The organism is Citrobacter sp. 506 (assembly GCF_050434985.1).
Lineage (GTDB): Bacteria > Pseudomonadota > Gammaproteobacteria > Enterobacterales > Enterobacteriaceae > Citrobacter > Citrobacter braakii.
Genome location: NZ_JBNDJN010000002.1, coordinates 401628 through 424809, shown reverse-complemented (window position 1 = coordinate 424809; position 23182 = coordinate 401628). Strand labels below are relative to the sequence as shown.

Annotated in this window: 20 protein-coding genes; 18 read left to right on the top strand and 2 right to left on the bottom strand. The window is 56.1% G+C overall.

What is annotated here, in order from left to right; all coding sequences use genetic code 11:
* Nucleotides 1-170 precede the first annotated feature (170 nt).
* Nucleotides 171-1868, bottom strand: coding sequence for a nitrate/nitrite two-component system sensor histidine kinase NarQ (gene narQ, locus ABIE10_RS12060; RefSeq protein WP_047501606.1), 1698 nt, complete (start codon nt 1866-1868; stop codon nt 171-173).
* A gap of 263 nt (nt 1869-2131) precedes the next feature.
* On the opposite strand from narQ, the gene aegA reads away from it, so the two are divergent.
* From aegA to ABIE10_RS12045, 3 genes are all read left to right on the top strand, one after another.
* Nucleotides 2132-4111, top strand: coding sequence for a formate-dependent uric acid utilization protein AegA (gene aegA / locus ABIE10_RS12055; RefSeq protein ID WP_049270080.1), 1980 nt, complete (start codon nt 2132-2134; stop codon nt 4109-4111).
* A gap of 157 nt (nt 4112-4268) precedes the next feature.
* Entirely contained in the window at nt 4269-4844 is a 576-nt protein-coding gene (gene nudK / locus ABIE10_RS12050; protein WP_047501610.1) for a GDP-mannose pyrophosphatase NudK, read from the top strand.
* A gap of 123 nt (nt 4845-4967) precedes the next feature.
* On the top strand, nt 4968-6011 hold the full coding sequence (locus ABIE10_RS12045; protein WP_141875481.1) for a DUF1176 domain-containing protein: 1044 nt from the start codon (nt 4968-4970) through the stop codon (nt 6009-6011).
* Here the strand turns inward: ABIE10_RS12045 and tkt are convergent.
* On the bottom strand, nt 6001-7995 hold the full coding sequence (tkt, locus tag ABIE10_RS12040) for a transketolase (protein WP_047416395.1): 1995 nt from the start codon (nt 7993-7995) through the stop codon (nt 6001-6003). The two genes, ABIE10_RS12045 and tkt, sit on opposite strands and share 11 nt — an antisense overlap.
* A 280-nt stretch (nt 7996-8275) precedes the next feature.
* Here tkt and maeB point away from each other — a divergent pair, with 280 nt between their 5' ends.
* The 15 genes from maeB to eutC all read left to right on the top strand — a co-directional run bounded on the left by maeB (nt 8276) and on the right by eutC (nt 23177).
* The gene (maeB, locus tag ABIE10_RS12035) at nt 8276-10555 is read left to right on the top strand and encodes an NADP-dependent oxaloacetate-decarboxylating malate dehydrogenase (protein WP_016153959.1); all 2280 of its coding nucleotides are present in this window, start codon (nt 8276-8278) and stop codon (nt 10553-10555) included.
* Between the two features lie 160 nt (nt 10556-10715).
* The gene (eutS, locus tag ABIE10_RS12030) at nt 10716-11051 is read left to right on the top strand and encodes an ethanolamine utilization microcompartment protein EutS (RefSeq protein ID WP_003037995.1); all 336 of its coding nucleotides are present in this window, start codon (nt 10716-10718) and stop codon (nt 11049-11051) included.
* A gap of 12 nt (nt 11052-11063) precedes the next feature.
* Nucleotides 11064-11543: an ethanolamine utilization acetate kinase EutP gene (gene eutP / locus ABIE10_RS12025; protein WP_181630103.1), complete on the top strand. Its 480-nt coding sequence runs from the start codon at nt 11064-11066 to the stop codon at nt 11541-11543.
* Nucleotides 11521-12225, top strand: coding sequence for an ethanolamine utilization acetate kinase EutQ (eutQ, locus tag ABIE10_RS12020; protein ID WP_429155800.1), 705 nt, complete (start codon nt 11521-11523; stop codon nt 12223-12225). Before eutP ends, eutQ begins: the two co-directional genes overlap by 23 nt.
* Before the next feature lie 9 nt (nt 12226-12234).
* Nucleotides 12235-13038, top strand: a complete 804-nt coding sequence (eutT, locus tag ABIE10_RS12015; protein ID WP_049282277.1) for an ethanolamine utilization cob(I)yrinic acid a,c-diamide adenosyltransferase EutT — start codon at nt 12235-12237, stop codon at nt 13036-13038.
* A complete protein-coding gene (pta, locus tag ABIE10_RS12010) occupies nt 13035-14051 on the top strand; it encodes a phosphate acetyltransferase (RefSeq protein WP_016153955.1) in 1017 nt (338 codons plus the stop codon). The genes eutT and pta overlap by 4 nt, the downstream gene beginning before the upstream one ends.
* A gap of 36 nt (nt 14052-14087) precedes the next feature.
* Complete coding sequence (eutM, locus tag ABIE10_RS12005) at nt 14088-14381, top strand: ethanolamine utilization microcompartment protein EutM (protein ID WP_003835054.1); 294 nt, start codon at nt 14088-14090, stop codon at nt 14379-14381.
* 114 nt (nt 14382-14495) lie between these two features.
* Complete coding sequence (eutN, locus tag ABIE10_RS12000) at nt 14496-14783, top strand: ethanolamine utilization microcompartment protein EutN (protein ID WP_016153954.1); 288 nt, start codon at nt 14496-14498, stop codon at nt 14781-14783.
* Between the two features lie 11 nt (nt 14784-14794).
* Nucleotides 14795-16198, top strand: a complete 1404-nt coding sequence (locus ABIE10_RS11995) for an aldehyde dehydrogenase family protein (protein WP_016153953.1) — start codon at nt 14795-14797, stop codon at nt 16196-16198.
* Nucleotides 16199-16210: 12 nt separating this feature from the next.
* Nucleotides 16211-17050 (top strand): ethanolamine utilization protein EutJ, encoded by an 840-nt coding sequence (gene eutJ / locus ABIE10_RS11990; protein ID WP_016153952.1) that lies wholly within the window; start codon nt 16211-16213, stop codon nt 17048-17050.
* A complete protein-coding gene (eutG, locus tag ABIE10_RS11985; protein ID WP_016153951.1) occupies nt 17040-18227 on the top strand; it encodes an ethanolamine utilization ethanol dehydrogenase EutG in 1188 nt (395 codons plus the stop codon). The genes eutJ and eutG overlap by 11 nt, the downstream gene beginning before the upstream one ends.
* 27 nt (nt 18228-18254) lie before the next feature.
* Complete coding sequence (gene eutH / locus ABIE10_RS11980) at nt 18255-19487, top strand: ethanolamine utilization protein EutH (protein WP_047501618.1); 1233 nt, start codon at nt 18255-18257, stop codon at nt 19485-19487.
* Entirely contained in the window at nt 19484-20887 is a 1404-nt protein-coding gene (gene eutA, locus ABIE10_RS11975; RefSeq protein ID WP_016153949.1) for an ethanolamine ammonia-lyase reactivating factor EutA, read from the top strand. Before eutH ends, eutA begins: the two co-directional genes overlap by 4 nt.
* A gap of 11 nt (nt 20888-20898) precedes the next feature.
* Nucleotides 20899-22260: an ethanolamine ammonia-lyase subunit alpha gene (gene eutB, locus ABIE10_RS11970; RefSeq protein ID WP_003038029.1), complete on the top strand. Its 1362-nt coding sequence runs from the start codon at nt 20899-20901 to the stop codon at nt 22258-22260.
* A gap of 20 nt (nt 22261-22280) precedes the next feature.
* Nucleotides 22281-23177 (top strand): ethanolamine ammonia-lyase subunit EutC, encoded by an 897-nt coding sequence (gene eutC / locus ABIE10_RS11965; RefSeq protein WP_016153947.1) that lies wholly within the window; start codon nt 22281-22283, stop codon nt 23175-23177.
* Nucleotides 23178-23182: the final 5 nt, after the last annotated feature.

The window sequence follows — 23182 nt, the reverse complement described above, 5'->3', positions numbered from 1 at the left end:
GTGTTTCTGCGTATCGTTATGGGTGTGAATTGCTTCACTTTAGCGGCAAGGTACGGGGCAAACGTGGAGAAAAAAAGAAGATAATGTAAATTATCATGCCCGTTTACAGCATACCTTTCGTGCCAACGCCGTCAGGCCTGGATCGAGAACCGACGGCGCTTTGCGGTTCTTTACGTTAGCTCACCGTCGGATTCTGCCGAACGAAAACTGATGCTCACCAGCGTTCCCCCTCCGGAGGGTTGAGAGAAAGTCAGCGTGCCGCTCAGCCTTTCCGCCCGCTCGCGCATAATATTTAATCCATAGTGCCCCGAAGGCTCATGCGGCTCGCCAATGCCGATGCCGTTATCGCGAATATAAACCGTGTGATTACCATCCGGCGCGGTCACGCAACTGACGGCAATTTCGGTTGCGCTGGCATGTTTAATCGCGTTCAGCACCGCTTCACGGACGATCTGCAGCAGATGCACCTGCATTTGCGCGTCCAGCGCCAGGGTCGGTAACCGGCAATCAAGCGTCAGTTTAGCCGATGTCTGATTTTGCAGCGTTTCCAGCATTTCATGCAGGGCGGAGGGGAGATCGGCCTGCTGTAAAGTCAGGCGGAAGGTGGTGAGCAGTTCGCGTAGCTGGCGGTAGGCATCGTTCAGCGCCTGAGAGAAATCCGCCATAATGCTTTGCGCCGGGGCGTTATCTTCGGGAATCGAACGCTTCAGCAGCGTGAGCTGAATGCGTAAATAAGAGAGCACTTGCGCCAGCGAGTCGTGCAGCTCGCGCGCAATCGTCGCCCGTTCCTCCATTAACAACAGCTGCTGAAAATGTTTTTGCGCCTGGTTGAAGTACAACCCGCGACCGAGCATCGAGGAGACGCTGTTAAGCAACGGGGTAGAAGCATTGACGTTCGGGCTTTGCCAGTGCAGTTCACCGTAGACGGTTTCCTGCATGGTGACCGGCAGGATCTGCATCGGCAGCTCGGGGCTTTTTGCGCCTTCGCTAATTCGCCAGTTATCTCCGACGGTGAGTTCCAGGAAATAGGCGGCGTCATGCTCGCGGACGATCTGTAAAATATGGCGGAAGCAGTACACATCAATCTGACTGGTATTTAACGCCTGAGAGCACTGATACAACACTTCCAGACGACGATGAGCTTCGTGGAGATCGTGGGTCTTCTCAGCGACAGACGCTTCCAGTGAGCGGTACAGCTTGTGTAATTCACTCGACATCTGGCTGAAGGTCTTGCCCAACAACCCGAGTTCGTTGGGCAAATCAGTATCCAGCGACGGGATGTCAAACTGACCGTGTTCAATGTGCTGGCTTGCCACCACCAGCTTATTCAGCGGACGCACCACCTGCTGGCGAATACGCCGCAAGGTAAAGAAAACGAGGGTGAATATGCCGATCCCGCCCGCCAGTGAAATACCAAAAACCAGCATTACTTTGCGTTCGGCATAATGTTGCAGCGCCAGCACGAAGAGATCGATTTGATCGACATAGTTATTGATATTGCTCTGGTACCAATTTAAATCGCCATCGATCAGACGGGCGTTCATTTCCAGCCAGTTTGCATGTAGACGCCCATAGCGACTTTTTACTGCTTGAGGCACATACCACGCGTTCAGGTTCTGTAGTGCTGGCGAGTTTAGCGCCTGCTGGAAAAGCTGGCGGTGAGCGTTAAGCTGCGGACTTTGGCTTTGCAGATCGTAACCCAGACGGTAACTTTGCATGCGCAATGAGCCAGCCACGTTGATGGCTTCGGCATCTCGTAAGCTGCTGGTCAGCGTGAGCAGCGCAATACCCGTTGAGAGAATCGACAACAGCACTATGTAGAAAAAAGCTTTAGCCAGACTGGCCGAGACCGGACGCTTTACCGTCACTTGTGCATCCTCACACAATACACGTCGCGCCTTAAAACAGCCCGAACGATGCGGTGTATTTGATAAATGTTAATAAAACGCCATGAAACTGGATGGTAACTGAAACGCAATTTCATATGCGATGAAATAAATTGATCTGCCACAGGTTCTGGATAAATAGTTGTGCTTCCTGGGCAAATGAACATTGCCGCTTCCTTCCGTGTCGGTTAATAACAACACTCATATAAAGAATAAGGTTTTTGCAACCAAAAAAGAAGGAAGCCATGAATCGTTTTATTATGGTTAATAGCCAGCAGTGCCTGGGATGCCATGCCTGTGAGGTCGCCTGCGTCATGGCTCACAATGGCGAGCAGCATGTCCTGAGTCAACGGCATTTCCAGCCCCGAATTACCGTCATCAAGCATCAGCAGCAGCGCAGTGCGGTAACCTGCCATCACTGTGAAGATGCGCCCTGCGCCAGAAGTTGCCCGAACGGGGCAATCAGCCATGATAACGACAGCGTTCAGGTGAACCCGAAAAAGTGTATTGGCTGTAAATCGTGCGTCGTTGCTTGTCCTTTCGGCACGATGCAGATCGTACTCACTCCTGTCGCTAAAGGGAAGGTGAAAGCCACTGCGCACAAATGCGATTTGTGTCAGGGACGCGAACAAGGACCTGCCTGTGTAGAGAACTGTCCGGCGCAGGCGTTACAACTGGTGACGGAAAATTCGCTTACTGGTCTGTCAAAAGCGCGCAGGCTGCGCACCGCCAGTCTGGAAAGCCAGCCCTGGCATGCCAACGCCACCGATTTCGTTTCGCATGCAATTACCAAACGTGAGCAAATGCAGGCGACGCCTGCGCGTGGTGAGCCGGATAAGCTGGCAATTGAGGCCCGTAAAACCAGCTTTGAGGAGATCTATCTGCCGTTTCGTACGGCGCAAGCGGAACGGGAAGCGTCCCGCTGCCTGAAATGCGGCGACCACAGTATTTGCGAATGGACCTGCCCATTGCATAACCATATTCCGCAGTGGATTGAACTGGTCAAAGCCGGGAATATCGACGCGGCGGTTGAGCTTTCTCACCAGACCAACTGCCTGCCGGAAGTGACCGGGCGCGTATGTCCGCAGGACCGACTTTGCGAAGGGGCATGCACGGTGCGTAGCGAGCATGGGGCGGTCACTATCGGAAATATTGAGCGTTACATCTCTGATCGGGCCCTGAGCAAAGGATGGCGACCGGACTTAAGCCACGTGCAGAAAGTGGATAAGCGCGTTGCTATCATCGGCGCGGGTCCGGCGGGTCTGGCCTGCGCGGATGTGCTGGCGCGCAGCGGAGTCAGCGCCACCGTATACGATCGCCACCCTGAAATCGGCGGTTTGCTGACGTTCGGCATTCCGGCCTTCAAGCTGGACAAATCGCTGCTGGCCCGCCGCCGTGAAATCTTCAGCGCCATGGGTATTCATTTCGAACTTAACTGTGAAGTGGGTAAGGATGTGGCGCTGTCGGCGCTGCTGGAGGATTACGATGCCGTGTTCGTGGGCGTAGGAACCTATCGTTCCATGAAGGCGGATCTGCCGAATGAAGACGCGCCTGGCGTTTATGACGCGTTACCGTTCCTGATTGCCAACACCAAGCAGGTGATGGGGCTGGATGAACTGCCTGAAGAGCCGTTCATCGATACCGCCGGACTGAACGTGGTTGTACTGGGCGGAGGCGATACGGCGATGGACTGCGTGCGTACCGCGCTGCGTCATGGCGCACGCCAGGTGACCTGCGCTTATCGTCGTGATGAAGCCAACATGCCCGGTTCGAAAAAAGAGGTGAAGAACGCCCGGGAAGAGGGGGCGAACTTCGAGTTTAACGTCCAGCCGGTTGAGCTGGTGTTACATGATGATGGGCGAGTCAGCGGCGTGCGTTTTTTACGTACCCAGCTTGGCGAGCCGGACGCGCAGGGGCGTCGTCGCCCGGTTCCCCTCGCCGGGAGTGAGTTTGTCATGCCCGCAGATGCGGTGATCATGGCGTTTGGTTTTCACCCACATGGCATGCCGTGGCTGGAGACGCATGGGGTTAAGGTCGATAACTGGGGGCGCATAGCCGCCAATGTTGAAAGCGCATACCGTTATCAAACCAGTAACCCGAAAATCTTCGCCGGTGGCGACGCGGTACGTGGTGCGGATCTGGTGGTTACGGCGATGGCGGAAGGACGGCATGCCGCCCAGGGGATCGTCGACTGGCTGGGCGTAAAATCAGTCAAATCTCACTAAGTCGCTAAGAAGGCCGGATAAGGCGCGCAAGCGTTGCTATCCGGCTCTGTGCCGCATAATTGCCTGATGGTGCTTCGCTTATCAGGCCGACATTGCACCAAGACAAACCCGGTTTCACGGCGTAGTATTATTTCTCACTTCTTGCTGTGGAGCCGGTATGTCGCAAAAAATTACCCTCATCAAAGATAAAGTCCTTTCCGATAACTACTTCATCCTGCGCAATATCACCTATGACCTGACCCGTAGCAATGGAGAGGTGATTCGTCACAAACGCGAGGTTTACGATCGCGGCAACGGCGCCACTATCCTGCTGTATAACCCGGAGAAGAAAACGGTGGTGCTCATCCGCCAGTTTCGCGTCGCCACCTGGGTCAATGGTAATGAAAACGGTCAACTGATTGAAACCTGCGCCGGGCTGCTGGATAACGACGAACCGGAAGCGTGCATTCGGAAAGAGGCCATTGAAGAGACCGGCTTTGAAGTGGGTGAAGTGCGTAAGCTGTTTGAACTCTATATGTCGCCGGGCGGCGTGACGGAGATAATTCATTTCTTTATTGCACAATACAGCGACAGCCAGCGGGCAAATGCGGGCGGAGGGGTGGAAGATGAAGATATTGAGGTTCTGGAGCTGCCGTTCACCCAGGCGCTGGAAATGATTAAAACGGGTGAGATCCGTGACGGTAAGACGGTGCTATTGCTGAACTATTTGCAGTCGTCGCATCTCATGGACTAATGCGCGGGATTTATATTTCTTTACAAATTTTCGGCCAATCCGACGATTCTTATTGAGCCACATCAGTCGCGCAAGGAAGATACCGCTTAGGCTGTGTGTTTTGACTTCGGGGTTGTACCGTCCATGCGCTATCGCGTTATTTTACTTTTCCTGCTCGGGTTGTTACCCGTCCGTTTGCTGTGGGCCGCGCCCGCGCAACAGACGTTTTCTGACTGGCAGGTGACGTGCAATAACCAAAACTTTTGCGTGGCGCGCAATACCGGAGAACATCACGGCCTGGTCATGACCTTGAGCCGCAGTGCCGGGGCACATACCGACGCCGTGTTGCGTATTGAACTGGGTGGGCTGGAATCGCCTACAGCCAAAGAGAGCGATATTGCGCCACGTCTGCTACTGGATGGCGCGTCGCTCCCGCTTCGCGGCGAACACTGGCGTATTACCCCCTGGCAACTGATGACCGATGATCCGGCCACCATCAGCGCATTTTTAACAACCGTACAGGACGCGAAGGCGATAACCCTGCAAAAAGGGGCGCAAAACCTGTCCCTGGTCGGGCTAAAAGCCGCGCTGCTTTTTATCGACGCCCAGCAAAAACGGGTCGGCAGCGAAACCGCATGGATCGAAAAAGGCGACGAGCCTCCGCTCAGCGTTCCTCCCGCTCCCGCTTTAAAAGGCGTGGCTGTGATTAACCCAACGCCAACGCCTCTCACGCAACAAGAGCGCAGTGAATTGCTGGATTACGGTAACTGGCGGATCAACGGTATTCGCTGTTCGATCGATCCGCTGCGTCGCGAGATGCGCGTCACGGCCTTAACGGATGATAAAGCGCTGCTGATGATCGGCTGTGAAGCCGGGGCATATAACACCATCGATCTGGCGTGGGTGGTTTCACGTACTACCCCGTTGACGTCACGGGCGGTACGGCTAAGCCTGCCTTTTAAAACGGATGCGGAAAGCCGCGATATGGAGCTGACCAACGCCACGTTTGATGAGAAGTCGCGCGAGCTGGTAACCCTCGCTAAAGGACGAGGGTTGGCAGATTGCGGTATCCAGACTCGCTGGCGCTACGACGGTCAGCGTTTTCGTCTGGTGCGCTATGCCCAAGAGCCAAGCTGCGATAACTGGCATGGGCCAGATGCCTGGCCCACGCTGTGGATCACACGTTAAGCACCTTATGCGCTTTGTCGACAATGTTATCCACCGTAAAGCCGAAGAACGGGAACAGCTTGTCTGCCGGAGCCGACTCCCCATAACCCGTCATACCGACAATCGCCCCTTTCAGCCCAACATATTTGTACCAGTAGTCGGCAATTCCTGCTTCTACCGCCACGCGCGCGCTGACGTTTGAGGGGAGGACCGATTCCCGATACGCTTCATCCTGGGCGTCGAAGATATCGGTTGAGGGCAGAGAAACCACCCGCACGTTACGACCTTCACCGGTCAGTTTTTCCGCCGCCAGCAGTGTGATTTCCATTTCTGAACCGGTAGCAATCAGGATAACATCCGGCTTACCGCCGCCATCCTTCAGCACATAGCCGCCGCGGGCAATCTGCTGCACTTGCTCAGGCGTCCGCTCAACCTGCGCCAGATTTTGCCGCGAGAGGATCAGCGCCGTTGGCCCGTCATGGCGTTCGACCGCCAGCTTCCAGCCTACCGCCGCTTCAACCTGATCGCAGGGTCGCCAGGTGCTGAAATTAGGCGTCAGACGCAGGCTGGCGAGCTGTTCGACGGCCTGGTGCGTGGGACCATCTTCCCCAAGGCCAATCGAGTCGTGGGTATAAACCATGATTTGTCGGGCTTTCATCAGCGCCGCCATGCGTGCGGCATTACGGGCATATTCGACAAACATCAGGAACGTTGCGGTGTACGGTACGAAGCCCCCGTGGTGAGCGATACCGTTGGCAATCGCGGTCATGCCAAATTCCCGCACGCCGTAGTGGATGTAATTTCCTGCATGATCCTCTTTAAGAGAAGTGGAGCCTTTCCAGATGGTCAGGTTGCTGGGCGCCAGATCCGCCGAACCGCCAAGCAGCTCAGGCAGTATCGGCCCGTAGGCGTTCAGGGTATTTTGCGAGGCCTTACGGGTGGCGATTTTGGCCGGATTGGCCTGCAGCTCGGTGATATATTTCTGGGTCGTTTCTTCCCACTCTTCCGGCAGTCCACCGCTCATCCGGCGGGTAAACTCTGCCGCCAGGTCCGGATGTGCATGTCGATAAGCGGCGAATTTCTCATTCCAGCTCTGTTGGGCTTTCTCGCCTTTTTCACGAGCGTCCCACGCCCGGTAAATCTCTTTGGGGATTTCAAAGGCAGGATGATGCCACCCCAACTTCTGCCGGGTCAGCGCCACTTCTTCTTCACCCAGCGCAGCGCCGTGCGCTTCCTCTTTCCCGGCTTTATTCGGTGAACCAAAACCAATCACCGTGCGGCAGATAATCAGCGACGGTTTATCGGTAACGGCCTTTGCTTCCTGAATCGCTTTTTTCACCGCCTCAGGGTCATGGCCGTCAATCTCGTGCACTACATGCCAGTGATAGGCCTCAAAGCGTTTCGCGGTATCGTCGGTAAACCAGCCGTCGGTTTCGCCATCAATTGAGATGCCGTTGTGATCGTAAAAGCCGATGAGTTTGCCAAGTCCCAGGGTGCCCGCCAGCGAGCACACTTCGTGAGAAATGCCCTCCATCAGACAGCCGTCGCCCATAAAGACCCAGGTATAGTGATTAACAATCTCGTGGTCTGGCTGGTTAAACTGCGCCGCCAGCGTGCGTTCTGCAATCGCCATTCCGACAGCGTTGGCTAAACCCTGACCCAACGGTCCGGTGGTGGTCTCCACGCCCGGCGTATAGCCAATTTCCGGGTGTCCTGGCGTCTTCGAATGGAGCTGGCGGAAGTTCTTTAACTCTTCGAGCGGCAGGTTGTAGCCGGAAAGATGCAACAGGCTGTAAAGCAGCATTGAGGCGTGGCCATTGGATAAAATAAACCGGTCACGATCGTACCAGGTGGGATCGGACGGGTTATGGCGCAGGAAATCGTTCCACAGTACTTCGGCGATATCGGCCATCCCCATTGGTGCTCCAGGGTGGCCGGAGTTAGCTTTTTGGACGGCATCCATACTTAGCGCACGAATGGCATTGGCAAGCTCTTTACGGGTCATAGGAAATACTCCTTGAAAAGTAAAGTGTTAGATGCGTGTTGTGATTCACACTTTTGAGATAATTGCGGGCGTTGTCAGCAAAAAGCATAGCAGACAAGCATGGTATTGCTGGCTTAAGCAGGTAACATAGATGTTATAAATTGATAACAAATTCTTTCTTTGAATGGTGAGAGTATGGGGACCTTCAAAGTTTGTGCCGTTGACTGAGGTGATAATGTGCGGCTCAGTAGAATGGTTACCCGCGCCACTTTTTTGATAGATACGTGAAAGGAACAACAAGATGGATGACCAGTTAAAACAAAGCGCCCTCGATTTCCACGAATTTCCGGTACCCGGTAAAATCCAGGTTTCTCCGACCAAGCCTCTGGCAACCCAGCGCGACCTCGCGTTGGCCTACTCGCCGGGCGTGGCTGCACCGTGTCTTGAAATTGAAAAGGACCCGCTGGCAGCCTACAAATACACCGCACGCGGCAACCTGGTTGCGGTTATTTCCAACGGTACTGCGGTTCTGGGCCTGGGTAATATTGGCGCGCTGGCCGGTAAACCGGTGATGGAAGGTAAAGGCGTTCTGTTTAAGAAATTCGCCGGGATTGACGTGTTCGACATCGAAGTTGATGAACTCGATCCGGATAAATTTATCAACGTGGTAGCGGCGCTTGAACCAACGTTTGGCGGCATTAACCTCGAAGATATCAAAGCGCCGGAGTGCTTCTACATTGAGCAAAAACTCCGTGAGCGCATGAATATTCCGGTATTCCATGATGACCAGCACGGCACGGCAATCATCAGTACTGCCGCAATCCTTAACGGTCTGCGGGTGGTTGAGAAAAATATCTCTGATGTGCGCATGGTGGTGTCCGGCGCAGGTGCGGCGGCGATTGCCTGTATGAACCTGCTGGTGGCGCTGGGGATGCAGAAACACAACATTGTGGTCTGCGACTCCAAAGGGGTGATTTACAAAGATCGTGAACCAAACATGGCGGAAACCAAAGCGGCTTACGCAGTGGTGGATGACGGTAAGCGTACGCTGGATGATGTCATTGACGGCGCGGATATTTTCCTCGGTTGCTCTGGTCCGAAAGTGCTGACGCAGGAAATGGTTAAGAAGATGGCGCGTGCGCCAATGATCCTGGCACTCGCCAACCCGGAACCGGAAATCCTGCCGCCGCTGGCGAAAGAGGTGCGTTCTGACGCCATCATTTGCACCGGCCGTTCCGACTACCCGAACCAGGTTAACAACGTCCTGTGCTTCCCGTTCATCTTCCGCGGCGCGCTGGACGTCGGCGCTACTGCCATCAACGAAGAGATGAAACTGGCCGCGGTACACGCCATTGCTGAGCTGGCGCACGCCGAGCAGAGCGAAGTGGTGGCCTCCGCCTATGGCGACCAGGACCTGAGCTTCGGGCCGGAATACATCATTCCGAAACCGTTCGACCCGCGTCTGATCGTCAAAATCGCCCCTGCGGTGGCGAAGGCAGCGATGGATTCCGGTGTGGCAACGCGTCCGATTGCCGACTTTGACGCTTACATCGATAAGCTGACTGAATTCGTCTACAAAACCAACCTGTTCATGAAGCCGATTTTCTCCCTGGCACGCAAAGCGCCGAAGCGCGTGGTGCTGACTGAAGGGGAAGAGGCGCGTGTACTGCATGCCACGCAGGAGCTAATCACTTTAGGTCTGGCGAAACCGATCCTGATCGGTCGTCCGAGCGTTATCGAAATGCGTATCCAGAAACTGGGTCTGCAGATCAAAGCGGGCGTCGATTTTGAGATCGTCAACAATGAGTCAGATCCGCGCTTTAAGGAGTACTGGAGCGAGTACTACCAGATTATGAAACGTCGTGGTATTACCCAGGAGCAGGCGCAGCGTGCGGTAATTGCCAACACCACGGTGATCGGCGCGATCATGGTGCAGCGCGGCGAAGCGGATGCAATGATCTGCGGTACGATAGGCGACTACCATGAGCACTTCAGCGTGGTGAAAGAGGTGTTTGGTCATCGCGATGGCGTGCATACTGCCGGGGCGATGAACGCCTTGCTGCTGCCAAGCGGTAACACCTTTATCGCCGATACCTACGTTAACGACGATCCTACGCCGGAGCAACTGGCGGAAATCGCCGTGATGGCGGCAGAAACCGTGCGTCGCTTTGGTATCGAACCGAAGGTAGCGCTGCTGTCGCACTCCAACTTTGGCTCATCTAACTGTCCGTCGGCCAGCAAAATGCGCGAAGCGCTGGAGCTGATTAAGGCGCGTGCGCCAGAGTTGATGATTGATGGCGAAATGCACGGCGATGCCGCGCTGGTGGAAAGCATCCGTCATGACCGCATGCCGGACAGTCCGCTGAAAGGCTCAGCGAATATTCTGGTGATGCCGAATATGGAAGCTGCCCGTATTAGTTACAACTTACTACGCGTTTCCAGCTCTGAAGGCGTAACGGTCGGCCCGGTGCTGATGGGGGTTGCGAAACCGGTTCACGTATTAACGCCGATCGCATCTGTTCGTCGTATCGTTAATATGGTGGCGCTAGCGGTCGTAGAAGCCCAAACTCAGCCGCTGTAATTTCACTTTAATTTATTTCCGGCGCGGGTTTCTCCCGCGCCTTTTTATTTCCCCTTTCTTAGTGATCCACTTCACCTTTTAAACATGGTTGCCGAATTTTGTTATTTACTCTGACAAAAAATTGCCACGATGAGGGCAGTTTTAGCGGAGGCGGTGAGCAATGGAAAAAGAACGCATTATTCAGGAATTTGTGCCGGGGAAACAGGTTACGCTGGCGCATCTCATTGCGCACCCTGGTGAGGAACTGGCGAAAAAGATCGGCGTTCCCGAAGCGGGCGCTATCGGCATCATGACGCTGACGCCAGGCGAAACCGCGATGATTGCCGGTGACTTAGCTATGAAGGCGGCAGATGTACATATCGGCTTTCTCGATCGATTCAGCGGTGCGCTGGTCATCTACGGCTCGGTAGGCGCGGTAGAAGAAGCGTTATTACAGACGGTAAGCGGTCTGGGTCGGTTATTAAATTTCACTTTGTGCAACCTGACAAAAAGTTAATCAGAGGCGGCGATGAAACGTATTGCGTTTGTCGGTACGGTGGGGGCGGGGAAAACAACGCTCTTTAATGCGCTACAGGGAAATTATTCCCTCGCCAGAAAAACACAGGCCGTGGAGTTTAATGAAAATGGCGATATCGACACGCCAGGAGAATATTTTAGCCATCCGCGCTGGTATCACGCCTTAATTACCACGCTGCAGGATGTTGATACGTTGATTTATATACACGCGGCAAATGATAAAGAAAGTCGCTTACCTGCCGGGCTGTTGGATATCGGCGTCAGTAAACGACAAATCGCCGTTATCAGCAAAACGGACATGCCGGATGCCGACGTCGCCGCAACGCGACAACTACTTCGCGGGATAGGGTTCCAGGAGCCGATTTTCGAACTCAACAGCCATGACCCGCGCAGCGTGCAGCACCTGGTGGATTATCTGACTGAGCTCAGCCAAAAGGAGGAAAGGGCAGGTGAAAAAACTCATCACAGCTAACGATATTCGTGCGGTCCACGCACGCGGCGAACAGGAAATGTCGGTTGTTCTGCGCGCCAGCATCATCACCCCGGAGGCGCGCGAAGTTGCGGAGCTGCTGGGCGTCACCATCAGTGAATGCGATGAATCCGCGCCAACCGCTGCTACTGTCGCACCGGTTGCGGTGGATGATGGCAAAACGGAAAGCCAGCGCATTCGCGAAACCATCATTGCGCAGTTACCGGAAGGGCAGTTTACCGAAAGCCTGGTCGCCCAACTGATGGACAAAGTCATGAAGGAGAAACAGTCGCTGGAGCAGGGCGGAATGCAGCCGAGCTTTAACTCGGTGACCGGCAAAGGCGGCGTCAAAGTCATCGACGGCAGCAGCGTGAAGTTTGGTCGTTTTGACGGCGCACAGCCGCACTGCGTGGGTTTAACCGATCTGGTGACCGACCAGGACGGTAGCAGCATGGCCGCCGGGTTCATGCAGTGGGATAACGCTTTTTTCCCATGGACGCTGAACTACGACGAAATCGACATGATTCTGGAAGGCGAGCTGCACGTTCGCCACGAAGGCGAAACCATGATTGCTAAAGCCGGGGACGTGATGTTTATCCCGAAAGGCTCCAGCATCGAATTTGGTACGCCATCGACGGTGAAATTTCTGTATGTGGCCTGGCCTGCGAACTGGCAGTCCTGCTAAGGCGGATGTATGAAGGATTTCATTACCGAAGCATGGCTCAGAGCGAATCATACGCTCAGCGAAGGGGCTGAAATTCATCTCCCCGCTGATGCTCGCCTGACGCCATCTGCCCGGGAATTACTGGAAAGCCGACATCTGCGCATTAAGTTTATCGACGAGCAGGGCAGCCTGTTTATTGATGACGAAGAACAGCAGCCGCAGCCGGTGCATGGTTTAACCAGCAGCGATACGCATCCACAGGCCAGTTGCGAACTGTGTCATCAACCGGTGGTGAAGAAAGCAGACACGCTGACGCATCTGACAGCGGACAAGATGGTCGCTAAAAGTGACCCGCGCCTGGGATTTCGCGCCGCGCTGGACAGCACCATCGCCCTGGCCGTGTGGTTGCAGATAGAGCTGGCGGAACCGTGGCAGCCGTGGCTGGCGGATATCCGTTCGCGTCTGGGCAACATTATGCGCGCCGACGCTATCGACGAGCCGCTGGCAGCACAAGCTATTGTCGGTTTAAGCGACGAAGATTTACACCGGCTTTCGCATCAGCCGCTGCGCTATCTGGACCACGACCATCTGGTGCCTGAAGCCAGTCATGGCCGTGATTGCGCGTTGCTTAATCTGCTGCGTACCAAAGTCCGTGAAACGGAGACGGTGGCGGCCCAGGTATTCATCACCCGTAGTTTTGACGTGATGCGACCGGACATCATGCAGGCGCTCAATCGCCTTTCCAGTACGGTCTACGTGATGATGATTCTGAGCGTAGCGAAGCATCCACTGACGGTTAGCCAAATTCAACAGCGACTGGGGGAGAAGCAATGATCATTGAACGTGCTCGTCAACTCGCCCAGCGCTCACCTGCACGGGTGGTGTTCCCGGATGCGCTGGATGTTCGGGTGTTGAAAGCGGCAAATTACCTGCATCAGCACGGTCTGGCACATCCTGTTCTCGTCGCCAGTCCGTTTGCGCTGCGCCAGTTTGCCCTCAGCCATCGGGTAGCGATGGATGGCATTCAGGTTATCGACCCGCAAAGCAACCAGTCCATGCGTGAAGAGTTTGCGCTGCGCTGGCTGGCCCGCGCGGGAGATAAAACGCCTGCAGATGCGCTGGAAAAACTCAACGATCCGCTGATGTTCGCCGCCGCCATGGTTAGCGCGGGTAAAGCTGACGTCTGTATTGCGGGCAATTTGTCGTCGACAGCAAACGTGCTGCGCGCTGGGTTACGCATTATTGGGTTACAGCCAGGCTGTAAAACGCTGTCGTCAATTTTCCTGATGCTGCCGCAGTACCTCGGGCCGGCATTAGGGTTTGCCGATTGCAGCGTCGTGCCGCAGCCCACAGCCGCACAGCTGGCGGATATTGCGATTGCCAGCGCGCAGACATGGCAGGCGATCACCGGTGAAGAACCGCGCGTGGCCATGCTGTCGTTTTCAAGTCAAGGCAGCGCTCGTCATCCCAACGTCGCTAACGTGCAGCAGGCTACGGAGATCGTTCGTGAGCGTGCCCCGCAGCTTACCGTGGATGGGGAACTGCAATTTGATGCCGCCTTTGTTCCGGATGTCGCCGCGCAAAAAGCGCCCGCCAGTCCGTTAAAGGGCAATGCCAATGTGATGGTCTTCCCATCGCTGGAGGCAGGCAATATTGGCTACAAAATCGCCCAGCGTCTGGGAGGTTATCGTGCCGTAGGTCCGTTGATCCAAGGGCTTGCCGCACCGCTTCATGACCTCTCTCGCGGCTGTAGCGTACAGGAAATTATCGAACTGGCGTTGGTGGCAGCAGTGCCGCGTCAGACTGACATGAGTCGTGAAAACGCCTCACACACACTGGTTGTTTAGGTCCCGTTCTGGACCCCTTAATGAGAGGAAAACACAATGGAAGCATTAGGAATGATTGAAACCCGGGGCCTGGTTGCACTGATTGAGGCTTCTGACGCAATGGTTAAAGCGGCACGCGTGAAACTGGTCGGCGTGAAGCAGATCGGCGGCGGTCTGGTTACTGCAATGGTCCGTGGCGACGTGGCGGCATGTAAAGCCGCAACGGATGCTGGTGCTGCTGCTGCACAGCGTATTGGTGAGCTGGTTTCCGTACACGTGATCCCGCGTCCGCATGGCGATCTGGAAGAAGTGTTCCCGATCAGCTTTAAAGGCGACAGCAACGACATGTAAGTCGTCCATGTGACGCCACAGACTTCATTGCTGGCGTCACCCTCTCTCCTTTTCACATTACCTTCTGCGGAGGGTAGGGGGAGGTTTTACCTGAAATATGCCACGGAGGCGCGTATGAAACTGGCAATCGTCACAGGACAAATTGTTTGTACCGTACGCCATCAGGGGCTCGCGCACGACAAGTTGCTGATGGTGGAAATGATTGATGCCTGCGGAAATCCCGACGGGCAATGTGCTGTTGCTATCGACAGCATTGGGGCGGGAACCGGAGAGTGGGTGCTGCTGGTCAGCGGAAGCTCAGCCCGTCAGGCGCACCGTAACGAATCATCACCTGTCGATCTGTGCGTGATTGGCATTGTTGATGAAGTGGTGGCAGGTGGTCAGGTGATCTTCCATAAATAAGGCAGAAAATCATGAATCAACAGGATATTGAACAGGTCGTGAAAGCGGTACTGCTGAAAATGAAAGACAGCAGCCAACCCGTCAGTGCCGTTCAAGAAATGGGCGTTTTTGCCTCCCTGGATGACGCAGTGGCGGCAGCAAAACTGGCCCAGCAAGGGCTGAAAAGCGTTGCCATGCGCCAACTGGCTATCACGGCTCTACGTGAGGCGGGCGAAAAACATGCCCGAGAATTAGCGGAACTTGCCGTCACAGAAACCGGCATGGGACGCGTTGAAGATAAATTTGCCAAAAATGTGGCGCAGGCACGCGCCACGCCGGGCGTGGAATGCCTGTCTCCACAGGTTCTGACCGGTGATAACGGCCTGACGCTGATTGAAAACGCGCCGTGGGGCGTGGTGGCCTCGGTGACACCGTCCACCAACCCGGCTGCGACCGTTATTAACAACGCCATCAGCCTGATTGCGGCTGGCAACAGCGTGGTCTTCGCACCGCATCCGGCTGCCAAGGGCGTGTCTCAGCGCGCTATCACTCTGCTTAACCAGGCGGTAGTTGCAGCAGGCGGACCGGCAAACCTGCTGGTTACCGTGGCCAATCCGGATATTGAAACCGCCCAGCGTCTGTTTAAGTACCCAGGCATCGGCCTGCTGGTGGTGACCGGCGGTGAAGCCGTAGTGGATGCCGCGCGTAAGCACACCAACAAACGTCTGATTGCCGCCGGTGCGGGAAATCCGCCGGTGGTGGTTGATGAAACGGCTGATCTGGCACGCGCAGCCCAGTCGATCGTCAAAGGCGCTTCGTTTGACAACAACATTATCTGCGCCGACGAAAAAGTGCTGATCGTGGTCGATAGCGTCGCTGATGAGCTGATGCGTCTGATGGAAAGCCAGCATGCAGTCAAGCTGACCACGGCTCAGGCCGAACAGCTGCAACCGGTGCTGCTGAAAAATGTCGATGAACGCGGTAAAGGCACGGTCAGTCGTGACTGGGTAGGCCGCGACGCAGGAAAAATCGCTGCGGCGATTGGTCTGAACGTACCGGAGCAAACCCGGCTGTTGTTCGTCGAAACCTCTGCGACTCACCCGTTTGCCGTAACCGAACTGATGATGCCGGTTCTGCCGGTCGTGCGGGTCGCCAACGTCGATGAGGCCATTGAACTGGCGGTCAAGCTTGAAGGCGGCTGTCACCATACGGCGGCGATGCACTCACGCAATATCGACAACATGAACCGCATGGCAAACGCCATTGATACCAGCATTTTCGTTAAGAACGGACCGTGCATTGCCGGTCTTGGACTCGGCGGCGAAGGCTGGACCACGATGACCATTACCACGCCAACCGGGGAAGGGGTGACCAGCGCACGCACGTTTGTGCGTCTGCGTCGCTGTGTGTTGGTGGATGCCTTCAGAATTGTATAAGGAGTGAACGACATGGCGCACGACGAACAACGTTGGCTGACACCCAGATTGCTAAAAGCGGCAACGCTATGTAACCAGACGCCCGTAAAGAGCGATTCACCGCTGTGGCTGGGCGTGGATTTGGGGACGTGTGATGTGGTGTCGATGGTTGTCGACAGTGACGGACAGCCGGTTGCAGTTTGCCTGGACTGGGCCGACGTCGTGCGCGATGGCATCGTCTGGGATTTCTTCGGTGCGGTGACCATCGTTCGTCGCCATCTCGATACGCTCGAACAACAGTTGGGGTGCCGCTTTACCCACGCGGCAACCTCGTTTCCACCGGGAACTGACCCACGGATCTCGATCAACGTGCTGGAATCTGCCGGGCTTGAAGTCAGTCATGTGCTCGACGAACCGACCGCGGTGGCGGACCTGTTGCAGCTTGATAACGCTGGCGTGGTGGATATCGGTGGCGGTACCACCGGGATTGCGATTGTGAAGCGAGGCAAGGTGACTTACTCCGCCGATGAAGCGACCGGCGGGCACCACATTTCTCTGACGCTTGCCGGGAACCGTCGCATCCAGTTGGAAGAGGCGGAGCAGTACAAACGCAGCAACGGTAAAGAAATCTGGCCGGTGGTTAAGCCGGTCTACGAAAAAATGGCGGAAATTGTGGCTCACCATATTGCCGGACAGGGCGTGGCAGATTTATGGCTGGCCGGTGGTTCCTGTATGCAGCCGGGCGTTGATGAACTGTTTCGTAAGCGTTTCCCGGAACTGCAGGTGCATTTACCCCAGCACAGCCTGTTTATGACCCCGCTGGCGATTGCAAATAGCGGAAAAGAAAAAGCGGAAGGAATCTATGCAAGCTGAATTGCAGACCGCGCTCTTTCAGGCATTCGATACCCTGAATCTGCAACGCGTAAAAACGTTTAGCGTTCCACCGGTTACGTTGTGTGGACTGGGAGCGCTCAGTACCTGCGGACAGGAAGCACAAACGCGCGGCCTGACGCATATGTTCGTCATGGTCGACAGTTTCCTGCACCAGGCGGGGATGACCGCCGCACTGGAACGCAGCCTGGCGATGAAAGGCGTGGCGATGACGCTGTGGCCATGTCCGGTGGGCGAACCGTGCATTACGGACGTCTGCGCGGCGGTCGCGCAACTGCGTGAATCGAAGTGCGACGGCGTAGTGGCCTTTGGTGGCGGTTCCGTATTGGATGCCGCAAAAGCCGTGGCGTTGCTGGTGACCAATCCCACCCAGACGCTGGCAGACATGGATGAGAGCAGCGCGTTACGCCCGCGTCTGCCGCTGATTGCCGTACCGACTACCGCCGGAACGGGTTCAGAAACCACTAATGTCACGGTGATTATCGACGCTGCGACCGGGCTTAAAAAAGTGCTGGCCCACGCAACCCTGATGCCGGATGTGGCGATTCTTGACGCCGCGCTGACGGAAGGTGTGCCCGCACACGTAACGGCGATGACCGGGATAGATGCGCTGACGCACGCCGTTGAAGCGTATAGCGCTCTGAACGCGACGCCGTTTACCGACAGTCTGGCGATTGGCGCGATTGCGATGATAGGTAAATCGCTGCCGAAGGCCGTTGGCTATGGTCAGGATCTGGCGGCGCGAGAAAGCATGCTACTGGCTTCCTGTATGGCCGGGATGGCGTTTTCCAGCGCGGGGCTGGGCCTGTGTCACGCGATGGCGCACCAGCCGGGTGCGACGCTGCACATCCCACATGGACAGGCTAACGCCATGCTGCTGCCCACAGTAATGGGTTTCAACCGCATGGTGTGTCGTGAGCGTTTCAGCCATATCGGACGGGCGTTAACCAACAAGAAGTCGGACGATCGCGATGCCATCAACGCCGTCAGCGAGCTGATTAGCGAAGTGGGCCAGACCAAACGACTCTCTGACGTTGGGGCAAAGCCCGAGCATTACAGCGCATGGGCTCACGCCGCGCTGGAGGATATTTGTATTCGCAGTAACCCACGCACCGCCACGCAGGCCGACATTATCGCGTTGTATGCGGCGGCACAATAAATACACATATGACAGGGAGTGAAGGTTATGGGAATTAACGAAATCATCATGTACATCATGATGTTCTTTATGCTGATTGCCGCCGTGGACAGGATCCTGTCACAGTTCGGCGGTTCGGCACGCTTCCTCGGTAAGTTCGGGAAGAGTATTGAGGGATCGGGCGGCCAGTTTGAAGAAGGTTTTATGGCGATGGGCGCGCTGGGTCTGGCGATGGTCGGTATGACCGCGCTGGCACCGGTACTGGCGCATGTGCTCGGGCCGGTGATTATTCCACTGTACGAAATGTTGGGCGCGAACCCGTCGATGTTTGCCGGAACGCTGCTGGCGTGCGATATGGGCGGCTTCTTCCTGGCGAAAGAACTGGCTGGCGGCGACGTTGCGGCGTGGCTGTACTCCGGCCTGATCCTCGGGGCGATGATGGGGCCGACGCTGGTCTTCTCTATTCCGGTTGCGCTGGGGATTATTGAGCCGTCCGACCGTCGTTATCTGGCGCTGGGCGTGCTGGCTGGGATCGTCACCATTCCGATTGGCTGTATTGCGGGTGGTTTGATCGCGATGTACTCCGGTGTCGAAATCAACGGGCAGCCAGTGGAGTTCACCTTCGCGCTGATCCTGATGAACATGATCCCGGTGCTGATCGTTGCCGTGCTGGTGGCGCTGGGACTGAAATTCATCCCGGAAAAAATGATCAACGGCTTCCAGATCTTCGCGAAATTCCTGGTGGCGCTGATCACCATCGGTCTGGCGGCAGCGGTGATCAAATTCCTGCTCGGCTGGGAACTGATTCCGGGTCTTGATCCTATCTTCATGGCACCAGGTGACAAGCCGGGTGAAGTGATGCGCGCCATCGAAGTTATCGGTTCTATCTCCTGCGTGCTGCTGGGTGCGTACCCAATGGTACTGCTTCTGACCCGCTGGTTTGAAAAGCCGCTGATGAGCGTCGGTAACCTGTTAAAAATCAATAATATTGCGGCTGCGGGCATGGTGGCGACGTTGGCGAACAACATCCCAATGTTCGGCATGATGAAGAATATGGATACCCGCGGCAAAGTGATCAACTGCGCTTTTGCGGTCTCCGCAGCCTTCGCTCTGGGTGACCACTTAGGTTTCGCCGCGGCCAACATGAACGCGATGATCTTCCCAATGATTGTCGGCAAGCTGATTGGCGGCGTGACGGCGATTGGTGTGGCTATGCTGTTGGTACCGAAAGACGAAGATATTCCGGCACCAGCAGAAACCAACCCGGAGGCGCAATCGTGAATACTCGCCAGCTACTCAGCGTCGGTATCGATATCGGCACCACCACCACTCAGGTGATCTTCTCACGCCTTGAGCTGGTCAACCGTGCGGCAGTGTCGCAGGTGCCGCGTTACGAATTCATCAAACGCGAAATTAGCTGGCAAAGCCCGGTGTTCTTTACCCCCGTTGATAAGCAGGGCGGGCTGAAAGAGGCCGAACTTAAGGCGCTGATCCTCGCCCAGTATCAGGCGGCGGGGATTGCGCCTGAGACCGTCGATTCCGGCGCGATCATCATTACCGGAGAAAGTGCCAAAACCCGCAACGCGCGACCTGCGGTGATGACGCTCTCTCAGTCGCTGGGGGACTTCGTGGTTGCCAGCGCCGGTCCGCATCTGGAATCAGTGATTGCCGGTCACGGCGCAGGGGCTCAAACCCTGTCAGAGCAGAAGTTGTGCCGCGTACTGAATATCGACATCGGTGGCGGGACGTCGAACTACGTCCTGTTCGATGCCGGAAAAGTCAGCGGTTCGGCCTGCCTGAACGTCGGCGGACGGCTGCTGGAAACGGACGGTCAGGGGCGGGTGGTGCATGCGCATCAGCCAGGACAGATGATTGTTGATGACGTATTTGGTCCAGGCACCGACGCCCGGACCCTCAATGCGGCGCAGCTTGTTCAGGTGGCCCGACGGATGGCGGCGCTGATCGTTGAGGTGATTGACGGCACGCTGTCACCGCTGGCGCAGGCGCTGATGCAAACCGGTCTGTTGCCGACGGGTGTGAAGCCGGAAGTGATTACGTTGTCCGGCGGGGTGGGCGAGTGCTACCGCAACCAGCCTGCCGATCCATTCTGTTTTTCCGATATTGGGCCGCTGTTAGCGACGGCGCTGCATGAACATCCGCGTCTGCGTGAGATGAACGTGCAGTTCCCGGCGCAAACCGTGCGCGCCACGGTGATTGGCGCCGGTGCGCATACGCTGTCGCTTTCGGGCAGCACCATCTGGCTGGAAGGTGTGGCGCTTCCGCTGCGCAATCTGCCGGTGGCGATTCCGGTTGATGAGGCTGATTTGGTGGCCGCCTGGCAACAAGCGCTGATGCAGCTCGATCTGGACCCGCAAACAGACGCTTACGTGCTGGCGCTGCCCGGTTCGCTGCCGGTGCGCTACGCCGCGCTGTTAACGGTTATTGATGCGCTACTGGCCTTTGTCGCGCGCCATCCGAATCCGCATCCCCTGCTGGTGGTAGCCGAGCAGGATTTTGGTAAAGCCCTGGGCATGCTGTTACGCCCACAGTTACAGCAACACCCGCTGGCAGTCATCGATGAGGTGGTTGTCCGGGCGGGGGACTATATCGACATTGGTACGCCTCTTTTTGGCGGATCGGTTGTGCCGGTGACGGTGAAATCACTCGCATTTCCTTCCTGAGGGAACGACTTATGAAACTAAAGACCACATTGTTCGGCAATGTTTATCAGTTTAAGGATGTTAAAGAGGTGCTGGCAAAAGCCAACGAACTGCGTTCGGGGGATGTGCTGGCAGGGGTAGCTGCAACCAGTTCGCAAGAGCGAGTGGCGGCCAAACAGGTGCTGTCGGAAATGACGGTAGCGGATATCCGCAACAACCCGGTGATTTCCTATGAAGAGGACTGCGTGACGCGTCTGATTCAGGACGACGTCAACGAAACGGCCTATAACCGCATCAAAAACTGGAGTATCAGCGAGCTGCGCGAGTACGTGCTGAGCGATGAAACCTCCGTTGATGACATTGCGTTTACGCGCAAAGGATTAACGTCGGAAGTGGTCGCAGCGGTAGCAAAAATTTGCTCTAACGCGGACCTGATCTACGGCGGTAAGAAAATGCCGGTGATCAAAAAGGCCAACACCACCATTGGTCTGCCGGGCACCTTCAGCTGTCGTTTACAGCCGAACGACACCCGTGATGACGTGCAGAGTATTGCGGCACAAATCTACGAAGGGCTGTCCTTCGGGGCGGGCGATGCGGTGATTGGCGTTAACCCGGTAACAGATGACGTGGAAAACTTAAGCCGCGTACTTGATACCGTGTACGGCGTCATCGACAAATTCAATATCCCGACCCAGGGCTGCGTCCTGGCGCACGTTACTACCCAGATCGAAGCCATTCGTCGCGGCGCGCCGGGTGGGCTGATTTTCCAGAGTATCTGCGGCAGCGAGAAAGGCTTAAAAGAGTTTGGCGTTGAGCTGGCCATGCTGGATGAAGCGCGTGCAGTGGGCGCTGAGTTTAACCGTATCGCTGGGGAAAACTGCCTGTACTTCGAAACCGGACAAGGGTCTGCGCTCTCCGCTGGCGCTAACTTCGGTGCCGATCAGGTGACGATGGAAGCACGTAACTACGGTCTGGCGCGTCACTACGATCCGTTCCTGGTGAACACCGTTGTCGGCTTTATCGGGCCGGAGTATCTCTACAACGACCGTCAGATTATTCGCGCGGGTCTGGAAGATCACTTTATGGGCAAGCTGAGCGGCATCTCAATGGGCTGCGACTGCTGCTATACCAACCATGCTGATGCTGACCAGAACCTCAACGAAAACCTGATGATTCTGCTCGCCACCGCTGGCTGCAACTACATCATGGGCATGCCGCTCGGTGACGACATCATGCTCAACTATCAGACCACCGCCTTCCACGACACCGCGACCGTGCGCCAGCTGCTGAACCTGCGTCCGTCGCCGGAGTTTGAACGCTGGCTGGAAACCATGGGCATTATGGCAAACGGTCGCCTGACCAAACGGGCGGGCGATCCGTCACTGTTCTTCTGATGACGCGGGGATGACACACGATGGATCAAAAACAGATTGAAGAAATTGTACGCAGCGTGATGGCGTCAATGGGTGAGTCGCAGCCGCAGGCTCAAGCGCCGGCAGTACAAGCGCAATGCAGCACCACCCAGTGCGCCGCGCCGACCGGTGAAAGCTGTGCGATGGATTTAGGCTCAGCCGAGGCTAAAGCGTGGATTGGCGTTGAGAATCCACACCGCGCAGAGGTGTTGACTGAACTGCGTCGCAGCACTGCGGCGCGTGTATGTACCGGTCGAGCCGGTCCACGTCCGCGTACCCAGGCGCTGCTGCGCTTCCTGGCCGACCACTCGCGTTCGAAAGATACGGTATTGAAAGAAGTGCCGGAAGAGTGGGTAAAAGCCCAGGGGCTGCTGGAAGTGCGCTCGGAAATCAGTGACAAAAACCTGTATCTGACGCGTCCGGATCTGGGGCGTCGTCTGAGTGCGGAAGCCATTGAAGCGCTGAAATCACAGTGTGTAATGAACCCGGATGTGCAGGTGATTATCTCTGATGGCCTGTCTACGGACGCTATCACCGCTAACTACGAAGAGATTCTGCCGCCGCTGTTGTCTGGCTTAAAACAGGCCGGATTGAAGGTCGGGACGCCGTTCTTTGTTCGCTATGGTCGCGTGAAAATCGAAGATCAGATCGGCGAACTGCTGGGCGCGAAAGCGGTGATCCTGCTGGTTGGGGAACGTCCGGGCCTGGGCCAGTCGGAAAGCCTTTCTTGCTACGCCGTCTATTCGCCGCGTGTGGCGACGACCGTTGAAGCTGACCGTACCTGTATCTCGAACATTCACCAGGGCGGTACGCCACCGGTTGAAGCGGCGGCGGTCATTGTGGATTTGGCCAAGCGCATGCTGGAGCAAAAAGCATCCGGCATCAATATGACCCGTTAAGGAGG